The organism is Serinicoccus profundi (assembly GCF_008001015.1).
Classification (GTDB): domain Bacteria; phylum Actinomycetota; class Actinomycetes; order Actinomycetales; family Dermatophilaceae; genus Ornithinicoccus; species Ornithinicoccus profundi.
Window position 1 is genome coordinate 568,452 of sequence record NZ_CP042862.1, and the last position, 16,397, is coordinate 584,848.

Genomic DNA, 16,397 nt, shown 5'->3' on the forward strand with positions numbered 1-16,397 from the left:
GCCGCGGGCCGGTCAGGACAGGGCCAGACCCAAGGACAGCGCGACGGCATACCCGAGCTGCAGGATGCCGGTCTGCGCCAGGGCCGGCAGCAGCGCGGGGCCGAAGGTGCCCTCGTCGGTGACGAGCCGGTAGGGCCTCCAGGCCAGGGGGGCGGCGAGCAGGCCGAGCAGGGCGAGGGGGTGGGCGATCGCCGCCAGCCCGACGGCGACGAAGGCCCCGATGAGCAGGCCGGCGTAGAGGCGGCGGGTGCGGCGGAAGCCGATGCGGACCGCGAGGGTGCGCTTGCCGGCCTCCCGGTCGCCCTCGAGGTCGCGCAGGTTGTTGGTCACGAGGATCGCGCTCGCGAGCAGGCCGCAGCCGATGGCGCCGCCGAGGGCGCCGAGGTCCAGCGCGTGCGCCTGGGTCCACGTGGTGCCGAGGACGGCGAAGAGGCCGAAGAAGACGAAGACCATGACCTCCCCGAGACCGCGGTAGCCGTAGGGCTTGGACCCCCCGGTGTAGTGCCAGGCCGCCCAGAGCGCGAGCAGCCCCAGCAGGATGAGCAGCCAGGTGCCCGACAGCGCGACGAGCGCGAGCCCGGAGAGCCCCGCGCCGAAGAACGCCGCGAAGGCGGCGGTGCGGACGTTGGCGGGATCGGCGAGCCGCTGGCCGACGAGCCGGACCGGGCCGACCCGGTCCTCGTCGGTGCCGCGGATGCCGTCGGAGTAGTCGTTGGCGTAGTTGACACCGACCTGGAAGCCGAGGGCGACGCACAGGGCGAGCACCGCGAGACCCAGGTCGGAGTCGCCGAGCGCGTGCGCCGCGGCGGTGCCGACGAGGACGGGGGCGACGGCGGCGGGGAGCGTGCGTGGGCGCGCTCCCTCGATCCACTGGGCGAGGGTTGCCATGGGTATGCCTCTTAGAGGTCTCTCAGGAAGTCGGGGTCGTCATCGGGGCCGAGGGGGCCGCGGGGCGGGCCGGAACGGCCGCCCCGGTTGCCGAAGATGATGTCGAGGAGGCTGCGCGGTCGGCCGGCGATGAGCCAGGCCAGGCCACCGGCGACCGGGAAGATGAGGCAGACGATGACCCACAGCGGCTTGGGAAGACCGCGGACCTGGCCCTCCTCGGTCTGGATCGCATCCACGATGCAGAAGACGGTGAACGCCAGCAGCGCCACGGCGATGACCACGCGGAGCACGCTGCCCCTCCTTCCACGTCAATGCAGGTGAGATCCCATTCTGCCACCCCGCAGGAGCAGTCGACGCGCCGCCGCACGGTCGGGCTTGCCGCTCTCCAGCAGCGGGAGCTCATCGACCACCTCCAGCGCTCGCGGCAGGGCGTGCGCGGGCAGGTGGGGGCGCAGGGCGTCGCGCAGCAGCGGGGGTAGGCCCTCGCCGCCGTCCACGCGCCCCTCGCCCCCGGGGGCGAGGGTCACCAGCGCGGCAACCCGCTGCCCCCACTCGGGGTCCTCCACGCCCACGACCAGGGCGTCCTGCACCTCGGGAAGGGCGTGCAGGGCCGCCTCCACGTCGCGCGGCTCGACCTTGTGGCCGCCGGTGACGATGACGTCGTCGACCCGGCCCAGGACCGCGAGGCGACCGCTGCGGCATACCCCCCGGTCCTCGGTGACGAACCATCGCCCGGACTCGTCGGTGACGAAGGCACGCGCGGTGCGGTCCGGGTCGCCGACGTAGCCCTCGGCCAGGACGGGCCCGCCCAGCCAGATCCGGCCCTGCGGCGTCACCTCGACGCGGACCCCCGGCAGGGGGACGCCGTCGTAGACGCACCCGCCGCACGTCTCGGACATGCCGTAGGTCGTCACGACCTGCGCGCCCGCGTCCTGAGCGCGCCGTAGCAGGCCGTCGTCGCTCGCCGAGCCGCCGACGAGGACGGCGTCGAAGGCGCGCAGCGCCGCCGCCCCGGCCGGGTCGCCGAGGACGCGGTGCAGCTGGGTGGGGACGAGGGAGACGTGGTGCCGGACGCCGGGGTCGAGCCGGGAGACGGCCCGCGCGAAGCCGGACGCGGTGAACGGCTCGCCCGGGTCGAGCTCGACCGGGTCGGTGCTGGCGAGCGCGGACCGGGCCAGGACCTGCAGGCCGGCGACGTGGTGGGTGGGGAGGGTGAGCAGCCACTGGGCGTGCCCGCCGAGGTGCTGCGCGGTGCCGGTGCCCGACGCGCGGAGCGCGGAGGCGGGCAGGCGCACCTGCTTGGGGGTGCCGCTGGAGCCCGAGGTCGCGACGACGACGGGTCGATCGACCTCCCCGGTGAGGATCTGGCGCAGCGGTCCGCGCAGGTCGGCCCAGGCCGCGCCGGGGTGGACGGCGAGGTCGTCAGGCGCGGGCACGACCTGTGCTCAGGGGGTCTCGAGGAAGCGCTCGACGTCGACGAACCACTCGCCGTCGATCTTGACCAGCGTCATGGTCGAGTCGCCCATCGACTCCGCGAAGAGCTCGGAGTAGTTGTCCTCGTCGATGACGGCGGTGTCTCCCTCGGCGTTGACCTCCGCGCCGGAGATCTGCATGGCGCCGAGGATGTCGCGGCCCTCCTCGCCGAGGCCCTGGGCCTCCACCGCCGCGGACATCGTCTCGGGCAGCTGCTGCTGGCAGAGCTCGAGGTCCTCGGGCACCTGCGCCATCGGCTGCGTCGTGTCGGTGAAGGAGAGCATGAGGGTGCAGGCGGCCGGGTCGGCGTCGACCAGCGCGAGCAGGAACTCCTTGGCCCGGTCGGCGGCCGCCTGGCCGTCCTCACCACCCTCGACCTCGTCGGGGGCCAGACTCGTGACGGCGGAGTCGTCGGCGGCGGCACCGTCGTCGGAGGAGCCTGCCGGGCTGGTCGTCTGGGCCGCGTCGTCTGCGCCGTTGGCGTCGGCGGTCGCGGGAGCCTGCTCGGTCGGCTCGACCACCTCGGCTCCGTCGTCGCAGGCGCCGAGCAGCAGAGCGGGGGCGGCCAGCAGGGCCAAGAGTGAGCGTCGCATCGAGGGGGATCCTCCCTGGTCGCGGCCGGGAACCGTCCTGCTCATCCTCTCACGGGGACGAGCAGCGGCCCTGTCAGGAGGACGCTCAGAAGTACCACGGGAAGGGGCCCCAGTCGGGCTCACGCTTCTGCAGGAAGGAGTCGCGCCCCTCGACCGCCTCGTCGGTCATGTAGGCCAGTCGCGTCGCCTCACCCGCGAAGACCTGCTGCCCCATGAGCCCGTCGTCGGTGAGGTTGAGCGCGAACTTCAGCATCCGCTGCGCGGTGGGGCTCTTGCCGAGGATCTCGCGGGCCGCCTGGATCGCCTCGGTCTCCAGGCCCGCGTGGTCGGCGACGATGTTGACCGCGCCCATGCGCTGCATCTGCTCGGCGTCGTAGGCGCGGCCGAGGAAGAAGATCTCCCGGGCGTTCTTCTGGCCCACCATCTTGGCGAGGTAGGCCGACCCGTAGCCGGCGTCGAAGCTGCCCACGTCGGCGTCGGTCTGCTTGAAGCGGGCGTGCTGGCGGGAGGCGATGGTCAGGTCGCAGACCACGTGCAGGCTGTGCCCGCCCCCGGCGGCCCAGCCGCCGACGACGGCGATGACCACCTTGGGCATGGTGCGGATGAGCCGCTGCACCTCCAGGATGTGCAACCGGCCACCCTCGGCCTTGACCCGCGCGCTGTCGACGCTGTCCGCCGTCTCGCCCTCGGCATACTGGTAGCCGCTGCGCCCCCGGATCCGCTGGTCGCCCCCGGAGCAGAAGGCCCAGCCGCCGTCCTTGGGCGACGGGCCGTTGCCGGTGAGCAGGACCACGCCGACGTCGGGAGTCATGCGGGCATGGTCGAGGGCGCGGTAGAGCTCGTCCACCGTGTGCGGCCGAAAGGCGTTGCGGACCTCGGGGCGGTCGAAGGCGATGCGGACGCAGCCGAGCTCGACGTGCCGGTGGTAGGTGATGTCTGTGAGGTCGAAGCCTTCGACCGCCTCCCACTGCGCGGGGTCGAAGGGGTCGGTGCCGTCGGGGATCTGCGCGCTCACGCGGCTCAGCCTAGATTGTCACCAGGGGGGCGGCCCCGAGGGCGAGGGGTGAACTGACCAGCGCGCAGACCACCGGCCCGTTCGGGCCGCGCCGGAAGTCGGGGACCACCAGCAACTCCAGCCACGTCCGAGGCGCCGACGGCCCTCTTCAGCCGTCCCGGCTGGACAGCACGCAGAACTCGTTGCCCTCCGGGTCGGTGAGCACCGTCCAGCTCACGTCCTCGCTCTGGCCGACATCCGCGCGGGCCGCGCCGAGCTCGATGAGCCGCGCGATCTCGGCCTCACGGTCCTGGCTCGTGTGCGGCGCGAGGTCGATGTGCAGGCGGTTCTTGAGCTCCTTGCCCTCCGGCACCGGCACGAACACCAGGCCCTGACCCCGCCGCATCCATGCATCGAGGTCCACCTCGTGCTCCGGCCCCTCCATGGCGAACTTCGGGACGGCCACGGCCTCCTCCGGGGTGTCGTAGACCACCAGCCAGTCGAGGGCCTGCGCCCACCACCGGGCCTGGGCCTGCGGATCCGTGCAGTCGACGACGACGGTGTACCACTTGAGTGCCATGGGGCGCCCTTTCTCTCGGTCGACCCGAGTCTGCTCCACCTCGCGGTCAGCCGCCGTCCGTGATCGAGGAGAGGGGCGCCCGGCGTCGTCCGTGATCCTGGGCTGCGATGCCTAGGGTGGGCTGCGTGCCCACCCCGCCGACCCCCGACCTCGACGAACTGCTCGCCGCCGCCCACGTGGTGCGGCTGCCGCTGCGAGTGCGCTTCCGCGGGGTGACCGAGCGGGAGGCGGTCCTGCTGCGCGGGCCGCAGGGGTGGGCCGAGTGGGCGCCGTTCACCGAGTATGCCGATGCCGACGCCGCCCGCTGGCTCGCCGCGGCGGTAGAGGCGGGCTGGGGGAGTCTGCCGCAGCCGGTGCGCGAGAGCGTCGGCGTCAACGCCACGGTCCCGGCGGTGCCGGCCGGCGACGTGGAGCAGGTGCTCGCCCGCTACGACGCGCGCCGGACGGCCAAGGTCAAGGTCGCCGAGGCCGGGCAGGGTCTCACCGACGACGTCGAGCGGGTCGGTGAGGTCCGCCGCGTCCTCGGGCCGCGGGCTCGGATCCGGGTGGACGCCAACGGTGCGTGGTCGGTCGACGACGCCACCCGGGCCCTCACGGCGCTCGCGCCGCTGGGGCTGGAGTATGCCGAGCAGCCGTGCGCCACGGTCGAGGAGCTGACCGCCCTCCGGCTGGCGCTGGCGCGGGCCGGGGTGGATGTCAGGGTCGCGGCGGATGAGTCGATCCGGCGCGCCGAGGACCCCCTGGAGGTGGCGCGACGCGGCGCCGCCGACCTCGTCGTCGTCAAGGCGGCCCCGCTCGGCGGGATCGCGCGGGCCCTGGAGATCATCGAGGCCGCGGGCCTGCCGGCCGTCGTGTCCTCGGCGCTCGACACCTCGGTCGGGCTGGCGCTCGGCGTGCGGCTCGCCGCCGCGCTGCCCGTGCTCGAGCACGACTGCGGCCTGGGCACCGGAGCCCTGCTGGCCCAGGACGTCGTCCCCGACCCCTTGCTGCCCGTAGGTGGCGAGCTCACCGCCACCCGCGCGGACGCCGTCCGCGACCAGGTCGACCCGGAGCGGCTCACGGCATACCGGGTGGACGCCGAGCGCGAGACCTGGTGGCTCGCGCGCCTGCGCCGGGCTCACGCCCTCCTCTGACGACCAGAAGATTTACGCGACGGAAACATCGGCAACGCACTTGTTACACGCGCGCGCCGCTTCCGGAAACATCGCGGGTCTTGACTGGTGCCCACAGCGACCGGACTCCCATCCCCGATGACGTGACTCAGGGGAGTGCGGGCGCACCGCACCACTCACTGGAGGCAGAACGATGGAACTCACGGCAAGCGACGTCTGGGTCATGGTCTCCGCAGCACTCGTGCTGCTCATGACTCCCGGGCTGGCGTTCTTCTACGGCGGTATGGCCCGCGCCAAGGCCGCCCTCAACATGGTGATGATGTCCTTCATCTCCATCGGCCTGGTCGGCGTCGTCTGGGCGCTGTGGGGCTACGGCATGACCTCGGCCCCGGCCCTGCTCGGCGGCCTGGTCGGCAACCCGGCCGAGGACTTCGGCCTCATGAGCCACGTCGGCACCCCCGACCTCATCGGCATCGGCTTCGGCGCCACCTTCGCGATCATCACGGTCGCCCTCATCTCCGGCGCGGTCGCCGACCGCACCCGCTTCGGCTCCTGGTCGGTCTTCGTGCCGATCTGGGTCACCCTGGTCTACTGCCCGCTGGCGTTCATGGTCTGGGGCGGCGGGCTCCTCTCCGCGGACGGCGCCATCGGGCGCACCTTCGGCGAGGCGATCGACTTCGCCGGCGGCACGGTCGTGCACATCAACGCCGGCCTCGCGGCCCTGGTGCTCGTCTACATCATCGGCTCGCGCAGCGACTTCGGCCCCAAGGGCTTCCACAAGCCGCACAACATCCCGCTCGTGATGATCGGCACCGCGATGCTGTGGTTCGGCTGGTTCGGCTTCAACGGTGGCGCCGCCGGCACCGCCGAGGAGGCCGGCCTCATCTGGGTCAACACCATGGTCGCCCCGGCTGCGGCGATGCTCGCCTGGCTCGTGACCGAGCGGGTCCGCGACGGGCACGCCACCTCGATCGGCGCCGCCTCCGGTGTCGTCGCCGGACTGGTCGCCATCACCCCGGCCTGCGCCAGCGTCTCGCCGCTGGGCGCCCTGCTCATCGGTGTGGTCGCGGGCATCGGCTCGGCGCTCGCCGTGGGCCTGAAGTACAAGTTCGGGTATGACGACGCGCTCGACGTCGTCGGTGTCCACCTCGTCGCCGGCATCATCGGCACCGTGATGATCGGCTTCCTCGCGCTGCCGACGGACGGCGAGGGCGGCGGCCTGTTCTACGGCGGCGGCGCCGGCCAGCTGGTCGCGCAGGTCGTGGCCACCCTCTTCACCCTCGTCTTCACCGGCGTGATGACCGCGATCATCGGCCTGGCGATCGCCAAGACCATCGGCTTCCGCGTCAGCGCGGAGGACGAGGCCCGCGGCGTGGACCTGTCCGAGCACAGCGAGTCCGCCTACGCCTTCGGTGAGGGGGATGCCTCCTACGACCCCATTGCCGAGGAGGCCCGCGTCTAGTCGCTCGGGGCGACGCGCGAGCTGCCTCACCCCCGGTGCCTCTCCCGAGGTGCCGGGGGTGAGGTCTGTCAGGGTGCGGGTCACCGGGCGCACGGCGCCGCTCGGGCGCGCGCCTCAGTCGAGCAGGGCGAGCAGGAGCCGCCGCAGCTCGCGCCGGTCGGCCGGGTCGAGCCGGGAGACCGCGCGCTCAGCCGCCTCGGTGCGGTGCACCCGGACCTGCTCGGCGCGTCGGCGCCCCTGCGTGCTGAGCCGCAGGAGCGCCGCGCGGCGGTCGGCGGGGTCGGGGGAGCGGGTCAGCAGGCCGGCGGCCTCGAGGGCGTCGGCGACCTCGGTCGCCGACCGCGGCGTGATGCCCAGGTGCTCGGCCAGCCCGGAGACGCGCACGCCCTCCTCCGCATGGCGGTGCAGCGAGAGCAGGGCACGCTGCTGGTGGGGGGTCAGTCCGCCTCCGTGCCCGGCCGCCGCCCGCGCACCGGTATGCCGCCACTGGCGGGCGACGCGCATCAGCAGGTCGAGCTCGGTGAGGTCGTCGGGGGCGGGATCGGACGGCATACCCCCATCCTAGCGAGGTAGCCGAATAAAGAGGCAACCTCACTATATTGTCACCTCTGAATCAGCGGGTCCGCCCGCTCCGCACCACGACAGGGGGTCCTGCATGGACGACCTCACCCACCCGCGCGGCGACGGCGGGTCCCGCCGGTCCGGCGCACGCGTCGACCCCAAGGACACCGCCCAGCTGGCCGCCCACCCGGTGAGCGCCCGACGGGTGCTCGCGCTCTTCGCCCCGCACCGCGCCACGATCGCCGTGGTCCTGGGCCTCATCGTCACCAGCTCCGCGCTGGGGCTGGCCACGCCCTTCCTCACCAAGGAGATCGTCGACGTCGCGATCCCCGAGCAGGACGTCCGGCTGCTGCTCGTGCTCGTCGGCCTCATGGTGGGCGTCGCGGTCATGACCGCAGTCCTCGGCGTCATCCAGACCTGGCTGTCCACCACGATGGGCCAGCGCATCATGCACCAGCTGCGCAGCCAGCTCTTCACCCATCTGCAGCGGCAGCCGCTGGCCTTCTTCACCCGCACCCGAGCCGGTGAGGTGCAGTCGAGGCTCACCCACGACGTCTCCGGGCTGCAGGGTGTCGTCACCTCGACCGCGACCTCGCTGGCCGGCAATGCCGCCACCGTCGTCGGCACCCTCGTCGCCATGCTCGCCCTCAGCCCGACCCTGGCGCTGCTCTCCCTCGTCGTCATCCCGCCCTCGGTGCTGATCACCCGCTCCGTGGCCCGGCTGCGCCGGGACGCCACCGAGCGCCGGCAGCGGGCGCTCGCCGGGCTGCACTCCCAGGTCGAGGGAGTCGCTCTCGGTCAGCGGGGCCCGGCTCAGCAGGACCCTCGGCGCCGGCGACCAGCTGGCCGACCGTTTCATCGCGACGAGCGAGGGCCTGCTCGACCTCGAGGTCGCAGCCCAGATCGCCGGCCGCTGGCGGCAGGCCACGATGGGCATCGTCTTCGCGGTGGTGCCCGCCGCGCTCTACCTCGTGGCCGGCCTGCCGGTCACCGGCGAGGGCATCACCATCGGCACCCTCGTCGCCTTCACCGCGCTCCAGGCCGGGCTCTTCCGCCCGATCATGGGCCTGCTCTCGATCGGGGTGCAGGTCACCGCGTCGATGGCGCTCTTCAGCCGGATCTTCGAGTACCTCGACCTCCCGCTGACCGTCGCCGAGCCCACCGGTGGGCAGGAGCGGGCGCTCGCCGAGCCGGTGCGCGGCGAGCTGCGCCTCGAGGGGGTGACCTACCGCCACCCCGACGCCGGGAGCGGACCGGCCGCCCTGAGCGACATCGACCTCACCGTCCCGGCCGGTGCCACGGTCGCGCTCGTCGGTCACACCGGGTCCGGCAAGAGCACGCTGGCCTCCCTCCTGACCCGGCTGGACGACCCCACCCACGGCCGCATCACCCTCGACGGGGTGGACCTGAGGTCGCTGCCCTCGGCGGCGCGTGCCTCCGTGCTCGGCGTCGTCACCCAGGAGACCTACCTGCTGCACGCCAGCGTCCGGGAGAACCTCCGCTTCGCCCGCCCGGAGGCCACCGACGCCGAGATCGAGCGGGCCGCCGCCGACGCCCAGATCCACGACGTCATCACCGCCCTGCCCGACGGCTACGACACCGTGGTCGGCGCCCGCGGTCACCGGTTCTCCGGCGGGGAGCAGCAGCGGCTCGCCCTCGCCCGCACCCTGCTGCGCGACCCCCAGGTCCTCATCCTCGACGAGGCGACGAGCGCCCTCGACACCCGCACCGAGCGGGCGGTGCAGGAGGCGCTGGACCGGCTGGGTCGCGACCGGACCGTCGTCACCATCGCGCACCGGCTCTCCACGGTCCGCGACGCCGACCTCGTGGTCGTCCTCGAGGCCGGGCGCGTGGTCGAGCAGGGCACCCACGAGGAGCTCCTCGACCTCGACGGGAGGTATGCCGCCCTCCTCGCCGCCGGTGGCGCCCGCCCGGGCGCACCGGCCGCCCTGGCCGCGTGAGGCATACCCCTCCTGAGAAGGCATTCGACCCGCGCCCCCATGCGGGATATCCTCAAGGGCGATCCCGTTCATCCCCCACACACCCCGTGAGGTGCCCCGTGCCCACCGGCAAGGTCAGGTTCTACGACGAGGACAAGGGCTTCGGCTTCCTGTCCAGCGACGAGGGCCACGATGTCTACGTGCCCCGCTCCGCGCTGCCCGAGGGGGTCGGTGCGCTGGAGCGCGGGAGCAAGGTCGAGTTCGACATCGTCGCGGGCAAGCGCGGCGACCAGGCGCTGCACGTGCGGTTGCTGGACCCGGCGCCCTCGGTCTCCCGCGGGCTGTCCATCCGCGACCGCAAGCCGGCCGAGGACATGGTGGTCGTGGTGGAGGACCTCATCACCCTGCTCGACCAGGCGTCCACCTCCCTGCGCAAGGGCCACTACCCGGACCGGACGCACGGGGCCGCCATGGCCAAGGCGCTGCGCGCGGTCGCCGACCAGTTCGAGGCAGGGAAGTAGGCCGCATGCCCGCACCCAGGAGTGACGCCGTCCTCACCGGGGCCATCGAGGTCGCGCGCGCCGCTGCGCTCGAGATCGCCGAGCCCGGCACCGTGGGGGAGCACCAGGAGGTCGTCCTCGAGGGCGACCGCCTGGCGACGCACTACTTCGGGTGCTCCGCGTCGGCCTACCCCGGCTGGCGCTGGGCCGTCACCCTGTCGCGGGTGCCGCGGGCCCGCAAGGCCACGGTCAGCGAGGTGCACCTGCTGCCCGGAGAGGGCGCGATGCTCGCGCCGGAGTGGCTGCCGTATGCCGAGCGCCTCGCGCCGGGCGACATCGGCCCCGGCGACCGCACCGCGTTCGTCGAGGACGACCCCCGGCTGGAGGCCGGCTTCGAGGCCACCGGCGAGGAGGACGTCGACGCCGTCGCGCTCTGGGAGCTCGGCCTGGGTCGACCCCGGGTGCTCTCCGCCGAGGGCCGGGAGGCCGCCGCGACCCGCTGGGTCGACGGCGACCACGGGCCCGCGAGCGAGGGCGCCCGCAAGGCCCCCGCGCCCTGCCGCACCTGTGGCTACTTCGTGCCGATGTCCGGGGCGCTGCGCTCGGTCTTCGGCGTCTGCGCCAACGAGTGGTCGCCCGCCGACGGCGCCGTCGTCGCGCTCGACTTCGGCTGCGGCGCGCACAGCGAGGTCGACGTCGAGGAGCGGCCCAGCGAGAAGATCGACCCGCCGGTGCTCGACGACGAGAGCGAGATCGTCTTCACCGAGCGCTGAGCGCTCACGCGTCGGCGGCGTTGCCCTTGCCGCGGCGCAGGTAGGCATACCCCAGCACGCCGCCGACGATCCCGGCGACGGGGACCCAGACCCACCAGTCGCGTTCTCCCGTGCGCAGGCCCGGCACGGCCAGCAGGACGACCAGCACGACGACCCACGCGAGGACGCCCCACCGCACCAGCGTGATGGTGCGCAGCGTGACCTCCGGGGGGTGGACGACGGCCGTGGTGCCCGGGGTCGCTCCCGCCGGGTCGCCGAGGGGCTGCTGGTCGCCGTTGCCGGTGGGGCTGCTCACCCCACTACGCTAACCCGCATGTCGACCACCGCGCGGGACACGCGCTCCTCCGGCTTCCTCGACAGCTACTTCCAGATCTCGCAGCGCGGCTCCACGCTGGCGCGCGAGCTGCGGGGCGGGCTGGCGACCTTCTTCACGATGGCCTACATCGTCGTGCTCAACCCGCTCATCATCGGCACGGTGCCCGACGGCACCGGCGAGTTGCTCGCCGGCGGCGACCTCGCCGTCATCGCCGCCTGCACCGCCCTCGTCGCGGGCCTGCTGTCGATCCTCATGGGCGTGGTCGCCAACTACCCGCTCGCGCTCGCGACCGGGCTCGGCCTCAACGCCTTCGTCGCCTACGGCATCGCCAGCCTGGAGGGGATGACCTGGGCCGACGCCATGGGGCTGGTCGTGCTCGAGGGGCTCATCATCCTCGTGCTCGTCCTCACCGGCTTCCGCGAGGCGGTCTTCCGGGCGGTGCCGACCCAGCTCAAGACGGCCATCAGCGTCGGCATCGGGTTGTTCATCACCATCATCGGCCTGGTCGACGCCGGCATCGTCCGCAAGCCCGCCGGGGGTCCGGTGCCGGTGGAGCTGGGCGTCGGCGGCTTCCTCGCGGGCTGGCCGACCGTCGTCTTCCTCGTCGGACTGTTCGCCATCGCCGTGCTCATGGCGCTGCGGGTGCAGGGCGCGATCCTCTACGGCATCGTCGGCGGCACGCTGCTCGCGATCCTCGTCGAGGCGGTCTTCGAGATCGGCCCGCAGACCCAGGACGGCAGCAACCCCACCGGCTGGGGTCTCGGCGTGCCGGCCCTGCCGGACAGCGTCGTCGCGGCCCCCGACTTCTCGCTGCTCGGGCAGTTCAGCCTGCTCGGGTCGGTCGAGGCGATCGGGGTGACGGCCGTCTTCCTGCTCGTCTTCACCCTCATGCTCGCCGACTTCTTCGACACCATGGGCACGATGGTCGCCGTCGGCGCCGAGGCCGGCCTGCTCGACGAAGAGGGCAACCCGCCCCGCACCCGGCAGATCCTCGTCGTCGACTCGATCGGCGCGATCGCCGGTGGTGCCGGCGGGGTGAGCAGCAACACGTCATACATCGAGAGCGCCTCGGGCGTGGGGGAGGGCGCCCGGACCGGTCTCGCCTCCGTGGTCACCGGCCTGCTCTTCCTCCTGACGACCTTCCTGTCGCCGCTGGTCGCGATCGTGCCGCACGAGGCGGCGACGCCGGCGCTGGTCGTCGTGGGCTTCCTCATGATGCAGCAGGTCGTCGGCATCGACTGGGACGACCTGGAGATCGCCTTCCCGGCCTTCCTCACCATCGTCTTCATGCCGTTCACCTACTCCATCACGGCCGGTATCGGCGCGGGCTTCGTCTCCTGGGTGCTGCTCAAGGTGGTGCGCGGCAAGGCCCGGTCGGTGCACCCGCTCATGTGGCTCGTCGCCGTGCTCTTCCTCATCTACTTCGGCATCGACCCGATCCGGGGCCTGCTGGGCGAGTGAGGAGGGACCCCCTCGATCGTTAGGTCAAGTAATGAGATAAACTAACGATCGTATGCCTGACGCCACCCCTGACCCCGCCACCGCGGCACTCGCGCACGACCTGCGCATCGCCTGCATGCGGGTGGCCCGACGGGTCCGCTTCGACGCCGACAACACCATCGCCCCGCACCACTTCAGCGTGCTGGTGCGCCTCCACGAGCAGCCGCGCACGCTGGGCGAGCTCGCCGCCATCGAGCAGGTCAGCGCCCCGAGCATGAGCCGCAGCGTCGGACAGCTCGCCGAGCTGGGGTATGTCGAGCGTGCCCCCGACCCCGACGACGGGCGCCTCGTGCGCCTCTCGCTCACGCCGGACGGCCGGAGGGTCCTGGAGCGCGAGCGCGAGCACCGGGACGCCTGGATGGCCGCCCGGCTCGAGGGGCTCAGCGAGCGTGACCGCACCCTGCTGCGGCGGGCGACCGACCTCGTCGAGGGCATCCTCGAGGCCGACCGCGCGCAGGACCGCGCCCGTCGGGGGGAGTCCCGATGAGCGCGATGTTCTCCGCGCTCTCGGTGCGCAACTACCGCATCTACGCCACCGGCGCGATCATCTCCAACACCGGCACCTGGATGGGGCGGGTGGCCCAGGACTGGGTCGTGCTCACCGAGCTGACCGACAACTCCGCCCAGGCGCTCGGCATCGTCACCGGGCTGCAGTTCCTGCCGATCCTGCTCTTCACCCCGGTCGCGGGCGCGATCAGCGACAACTTCTCCAAGCGCCGGGTCATGCTCGTCAGCCAGTCGGCCATGGCCTTCTTCGCCATCGTCATGGGCGTGGCGGTCCTCACCGGGCAGATGGAGCTGTGGCACATGTTCGTGCTCTCCTTCCTCTCCGGCACGGCTGCCGCGGTGGACGCCCCCGCGCGTCAGTCCTTCGTCTCCGAGATGGTGCCCAAGGCCCAGCTCACCAATGCGGTGGGGCTCAACTCGGCCTCCTTCCACTCCGGGCGCCTGCTCGGCCCGGGTGTCGCCGGCCTGCTCATCGCCGCCTTCGGGACCGGCCCGACCCTGCTCCTCAACGCCCTGACCTTCGTCGCCGTCCTCGTCGCGCTCCTGGCGATGGACACCAGCCAGCTGGCGAGCAAACCGCGCACCGGCCCCCGTGGCCGGGTCAGCGAAGGGGTCGCCTACGTCCGCAGCCGGCCGGACATCCAGCTCATCCTCGTCATCGCCTTCATGCACGGCACCTTCGGGATGAACTTCCAGATCTTCAACGCGCTCATGTCCACCGAGGCCTTCGACAAGGACGTCACCGAGTTCGGGATCACCGGCTCGGTCATGGCCATCGGCTCACTCGCCGGGGCCCTGCTCGCGGCCCGCCGGGACCGCCCTCGCTGGCGGCTGCTGCTGGGCTCGCTCGCGGCCTTCTCCGTCTGCACGGGGCTGCTGTCCTTCGCACCGACCTTCACGGCATACACCCTGCTGCTCGTGCCCACCGGGCTGTTCGCCCTCACCGTCATGGTCAGCGCCAACGCGATGGTGCAGCTCACCGTCGACCAGGCGGTCCGGGGTCGGGTCATGGCGCTCTACATGGCGGTCTTCATGGGCGGCACCCCCCTCGGCGCGCCCTTCCTGGGCTGGTTCGCCGAGGAGTTCGGCCCGCGCCCGACAGTGCTCATCTCGACCCTCATGTGCGGCGGCACCGCCCTCCTGGCCACCCTCCACGTGATGCGCCACGACCACCTCCGCCTGCGCTTCCGCGCCACCTGGCCCCGCCCGGTCGCCCTGGTGCGCATGACCGAACCCCTCCCTGAGAAGGTGACCTGATGAGTGCCCGAACCCGCCGCATCGTCGTCCTGGTGGCCCTGGCCGCCCTGATCCTCGTCCCCGTCCTGGCGACCCTGGGCTGACCGATGACCTTCACCACGCGCCCCACGCTCACCGGCACCTTAGGCATGGTCTCGAGCACCCACTGGATCGCCTCCTCGACCGGTATGCGGATGCTCGAGCTCGACGGCAACGCCGCCGACGCGGCGGTCGCCGCCGGCTTCGTCCTCCAGGTCGTCGAGCCGCACCTCAACGGGCCCGGAGGGGACCTGCCGCTCATCGTCTCCTCGGTCCAGGACCCCACGCCCCGCGTCCTCTGCGGGCAGGGCCCGGCCCCCGCCGGTGCCACCCCCGAGCACTTCGCGCAGGCAGGCCTCGACCGCGTGCCCGGGTCGGGACCGCTGGCCACGGCGGTGCCCGGGGCCGTCGACGCGTGGTTCACCCTCCTGCGCGACCGCGGCACGATGAGCGCCCGGCAGGTGCTCGAGCCGGCGATCCACTACGCCCGCCACGGGCACCCGATCGTGCCGAGGGTGAGCTCGACCATCGAGTCGGTCCGCGAGCTGTTCACCTCCGACTGGCACACCTCTGCCGAGCAGTGGCTCATCGACGGTGAGGCCCCCGCGCCGGGCAGCATCGTCACCAACCCGGCCTGGGCGCACACCCTCGAGCGCCTCCTGGAGGCCGAGCGCGCCGCGGTGCAGGGTGGCGCCTCCCGCGAGGGGGGCATCGACGCCGTGCTCCGCACCTGGCGGCAGGGCTTCGTCGCCGAGGCCATCGGGGCCTTCGCGCAGCAGGCCTTCCGGCACAGCGGCGGGGCCGTGCTCCCCGGCGTCATCACCGCGCAGGACGTCGCCGGCTTCGAGGCGACCTGGGAGGACGCCGTCACCATGCAGTGGCGGGGGCACACGATCGCCAAGACCGGCCCGTGGGGGCAGGGTCCGGCGCTGCTGCAGGTCCTCGCGATGGTCGACGAGGTCGCCGGCGGCCCGGAGGCCCACGTCGACCTCGACACCGTCGAGGGGCTCCACACCCTCGTCGAGGCCTGGAAGCTCGCCATGGCCGACCGGGAGGCGTGGCTGGGAGACAGCGTCGAGGAGGGCTCCGAGCTCCACGTGCCGGTCGCCGAGCTCCTCGCCGCGGACTACCTCGCCCAGCGCGCCGCGCTCATCTTCGAGCAGGCCAGCCGCGAGCTGCGCCCCGGCTCCCCGGGGGGTCGCACCCCGCGCCTGGCCGCGCAGGCCCTGCACGTCGAGGGCGCCGAGGTGGACCCCGACGACGCCACGGCCGGCGAGCCGACGGTGCAGCGCGACGGGGCCACCCGGGGCGACACCTGCCACGTCGACGTCGTCGACCGGTGGGGCATGCTCGTCTCGGCGACGCCCAGCGGCGGCTGGCTGCAGTCCAGCCCGTTCATCCCCGAGCTCGGCCTCGCCCTGGGCAGCCGGCTGCAGATGATGTGGCTCGAGCAGGGTCTGCCCAGCTCTCTGGTCCCCGGCGCCCGGCCGCGCACGACCCTCACGCCGACGATGGTGCTGCGCGACGGCATACCCGTCCTCGCGTGCGGCACCCCGGGCGGCGACCAGCAGGACCAGTGGCAGAGCGTCTTCCTGCTGCGCCACCTGGCCGGCGGTCTGGGGTTGCAGGAGGCCATCGACGCCCCCAACGTGCACACCACGAGCTTCCCCGGCTCCTTCCACCCGCGCGCCAGCGAGCCCGGCGTCCTCGTGGCCGAGTCCCGGCTGGGGGAGAGCGTCCTGGCCGGGCTGCGGGCTCGCGGCCACGAGGTGCTCGACCAGGGGCCCTGGAGCCTGGGCCGGATGTGCGCCGTCGCCCGCGACCCGGAGACCGGCGTCCTGAGCGGTGCTGCCAACCCTCGGGGAATGCAGGGGTATGCCGTCGGGCGTTGACCTCGTGCACCGCCTACGCTGACGGTGCACC

17 protein-coding genes and 1 pseudogene are annotated in these 16,397 nt (G+C 73.0%); 10 read left to right on the forward strand and 8 right to left on the reverse strand.

Translation table 11 applies throughout. The features are described from left to right. Window positions 1-12: 12 nt before the first annotated feature. The 6 genes from FA582_RS02670 to FA582_RS02695 all read right to left on the reverse strand — a co-directional run bounded on the left by FA582_RS02670 (window position 13) and on the right by FA582_RS02695 (window position 4,528). Entirely contained in the window at window positions 13-888 is an 876-nt protein-coding gene (locus FA582_RS02670) for a 1,4-dihydroxy-2-naphthoate polyprenyltransferase (protein WP_010148166.1), read from the reverse strand. An 11-nt stretch (window positions 889-899) separates the two neighbouring features. After that, a complete protein-coding gene (locus FA582_RS02675) occupies window positions 900-1,178 on the reverse strand; it encodes a PLD nuclease N-terminal domain-containing protein (RefSeq protein WP_010148164.1) in 279 nt (92 codons plus the stop codon). Between the two features lie 18 nt (window positions 1,179-1,196). After that, entirely contained in the window at window positions 1,197-2,324 is a 1,128-nt protein-coding gene (gene menE, locus FA582_RS02680; RefSeq protein ID WP_010148163.1) for an o-succinylbenzoate--CoA ligase, read from the reverse strand. 9 nt (window positions 2,325-2,333) lie between these two features. Further along, window positions 2,334-2,954, reverse strand: coding sequence for a hypothetical protein (locus FA582_RS02685; protein WP_010148162.1), 621 nt, complete (start codon window positions 2,952-2,954; stop codon window positions 2,334-2,336). An 85-nt stretch (window positions 2,955-3,039) separates the two neighbouring features. Then, the gene (locus FA582_RS02690) at window positions 3,040-3,969 is read right to left on the reverse strand and encodes a 1,4-dihydroxy-2-naphthoyl-CoA synthase (RefSeq protein WP_010148160.1); all 930 of its coding nucleotides are present in this window, start codon (window positions 3,967-3,969) and stop codon (window positions 3,040-3,042) included. A gap of 148 nt (window positions 3,970-4,117) precedes the next feature. Continuing rightward, window positions 4,118-4,528, reverse strand: a complete 411-nt coding sequence (locus FA582_RS02695) for a VOC family protein (protein WP_010148159.1) — start codon at window positions 4,526-4,528, stop codon at window positions 4,118-4,120. 107 nt (window positions 4,529-4,635) lie between these two features. Between FA582_RS02695 and FA582_RS02700 the strand changes: the two genes are divergently transcribed. Further along, window positions 4,636-5,661, forward strand: coding sequence for an o-succinylbenzoate synthase (locus FA582_RS02700; protein WP_051125181.1), 1,026 nt, complete (start codon window positions 4,636-4,638; stop codon window positions 5,659-5,661). 172 nt (window positions 5,662-5,833) lie between these two features. After that, window positions 5,834-7,102: an ammonium transporter gene (locus FA582_RS02705; RefSeq protein ID WP_010148157.1), complete on the forward strand. Its 1,269-nt coding sequence runs from the start codon at window positions 5,834-5,836 to the stop codon at window positions 7,100-7,102. A gap of 114 nt (window positions 7,103-7,216) precedes the next feature. On the opposite strand, the gene FA582_RS02710 is transcribed toward FA582_RS02705, so the two are convergent. Beyond that, window positions 7,217-7,654 carry a MarR family winged helix-turn-helix transcriptional regulator gene (locus FA582_RS02710; protein ID WP_010148156.1) on the reverse strand — a complete coding sequence of 146 codons (438 nt, stop codon included), beginning with the start codon at window positions 7,652-7,654 and terminating at the stop codon, window positions 7,217-7,219. 103 nt (window positions 7,655-7,757) lie between these two features. Between FA582_RS02710 and FA582_RS17480 the strand changes: the two are divergent. The 4 genes and pseudogenes from FA582_RS17480 to FA582_RS02725 form a co-directional block, all read left to right on the forward strand. Beyond that, window positions 7,758-8,387, forward strand: a pseudogene (locus FA582_RS17480) (ABC transporter transmembrane domain-containing protein); the annotation flags it as partial. A 205-nt stretch (window positions 8,388-8,592) separates the two neighbouring features. Beyond that, window positions 8,593-9,624, forward strand: coding sequence for an ATP-binding cassette domain-containing protein (locus FA582_RS17485; protein ID WP_010148152.1), 1,032 nt, complete (start codon window positions 8,593-8,595; stop codon window positions 9,622-9,624). Between the two features lie 98 nt (window positions 9,625-9,722). Further along, window positions 9,723-10,124 (forward strand): cold-shock protein, encoded by a 402-nt coding sequence (locus FA582_RS02720; protein ID WP_010148151.1) that lies wholly within the window; start codon window positions 9,723-9,725, stop codon window positions 10,122-10,124. 5 nt (window positions 10,125-10,129) lie between these two features. Continuing rightward, on the forward strand, window positions 10,130-10,876 hold the full coding sequence (locus tag FA582_RS02725; RefSeq protein ID WP_010148150.1) for a DUF3027 domain-containing protein: 747 nt from the start codon (window positions 10,130-10,132) through the stop codon (window positions 10,874-10,876). A 4-nt stretch (window positions 10,877-10,880) separates the two neighbouring features. Here FA582_RS02725 and FA582_RS16700 read toward each other — a convergent pair whose 3' ends face one another. Next, window positions 10,881-11,171, reverse strand: coding sequence for a hypothetical protein (locus FA582_RS16700; protein WP_010148149.1), 291 nt, complete (start codon window positions 11,169-11,171; stop codon window positions 10,881-10,883). A gap of 18 nt (window positions 11,172-11,189) precedes the next feature. Between FA582_RS16700 and FA582_RS02735 the strand changes: the two genes are divergently transcribed. From FA582_RS02735 to FA582_RS02750, 4 genes are all read left to right on the forward strand, one after another. Then, complete coding sequence (locus FA582_RS02735; protein WP_010148148.1) at window positions 11,190-12,653, forward strand: NCS2 family permease; 1,464 nt, start codon at window positions 11,190-11,192, stop codon at window positions 12,651-12,653. A 52-nt stretch (window positions 12,654-12,705) separates the two neighbouring features. Further along, window positions 12,706-13,179, forward strand: coding sequence for a MarR family winged helix-turn-helix transcriptional regulator (locus tag FA582_RS02740; RefSeq protein ID WP_010148147.1), 474 nt, complete (start codon window positions 12,706-12,708; stop codon window positions 13,177-13,179). Then, the gene (locus FA582_RS02745) at window positions 13,176-14,456 is read left to right on the forward strand and encodes an MFS transporter (RefSeq protein ID WP_033229093.1); all 1,281 of its coding nucleotides are present in this window, start codon (window positions 13,176-13,178) and stop codon (window positions 14,454-14,456) included. Before FA582_RS02740 ends, FA582_RS02745 begins: the two co-directional genes overlap by 4 nt. 86 nt (window positions 14,457-14,542) lie before the next feature. Then, the gene (locus FA582_RS02750; protein WP_010148144.1) at window positions 14,543-16,366 is read left to right on the forward strand and encodes a gamma-glutamyltransferase family protein; all 1,824 of its coding nucleotides are present in this window, start codon (window positions 14,543-14,545) and stop codon (window positions 16,364-16,366) included. The last annotated feature ends 31 nt before the right edge of the window (window positions 16,367-16,397 follow it).

Excerpts from the sequence above, each read along its gene's own strand:
- FA582_RS02735 (WP_010148148.1), top strand. The coding sequence starts at position 11,190 with ATGTCGACCACCGCGCGGGACACGCGCTCCTCCGGCTTCCTCGACAGC.
- FA582_RS02710 (WP_010148156.1), bottom strand. The coding sequence starts at position 7,654 with ATGCCGTCCGATCCCGCCCCCGACGACCTCACCGAGCTCGACCTGCTG.
- FA582_RS02695 (WP_010148159.1), bottom strand. The coding sequence starts at position 4,528 with ATGGCACTCAAGTGGTACACCGTCGTCGTCGACTGCACGGATCCGCAG.
- FA582_RS02670 (WP_010148166.1), bottom strand. The coding sequence starts at position 888 with ATGGCAACCCTCGCCCAGTGGATCGAGGGAGCGCGCCCACGCACGCTC.
- FA582_RS17485 (WP_010148152.1), top strand. The coding sequence starts at position 8,593 with ATGGGCATCGTCTTCGCGGTGGTGCCCGCCGCGCTCTACCTCGTGGCC.
- FA582_RS02750 (WP_010148144.1), top strand. The coding sequence starts at position 14,543 with ATGACCTTCACCACGCGCCCCACGCTCACCGGCACCTTAGGCATGGTC.
- FA582_RS02745 (WP_033229093.1), top strand. The coding sequence starts at position 13,176 with ATGAGCGCGATGTTCTCCGCGCTCTCGGTGCGCAACTACCGCATCTAC.
- FA582_RS02685 (WP_010148162.1), bottom strand. The coding sequence starts at position 2,954 with ATGCGACGCTCACTCTTGGCCCTGCTGGCCGCCCCCGCTCTGCTGCTC.
- FA582_RS02725 (WP_010148150.1), top strand. The coding sequence starts at position 10,130 with ATGCCCGCACCCAGGAGTGACGCCGTCCTCACCGGGGCCATCGAGGTC.
- FA582_RS02705 (WP_010148157.1), top strand. The coding sequence starts at position 5,834 with ATGGAACTCACGGCAAGCGACGTCTGGGTCATGGTCTCCGCAGCACTC.
- FA582_RS02740 (WP_010148147.1), top strand. The coding sequence starts at position 12,706 with ATGCCTGACGCCACCCCTGACCCCGCCACCGCGGCACTCGCGCACGAC.
- FA582_RS02700 (WP_051125181.1), top strand. The coding sequence starts at position 4,636 with ATGCCTAGGGTGGGCTGCGTGCCCACCCCGCCGACCCCCGACCTCGAC.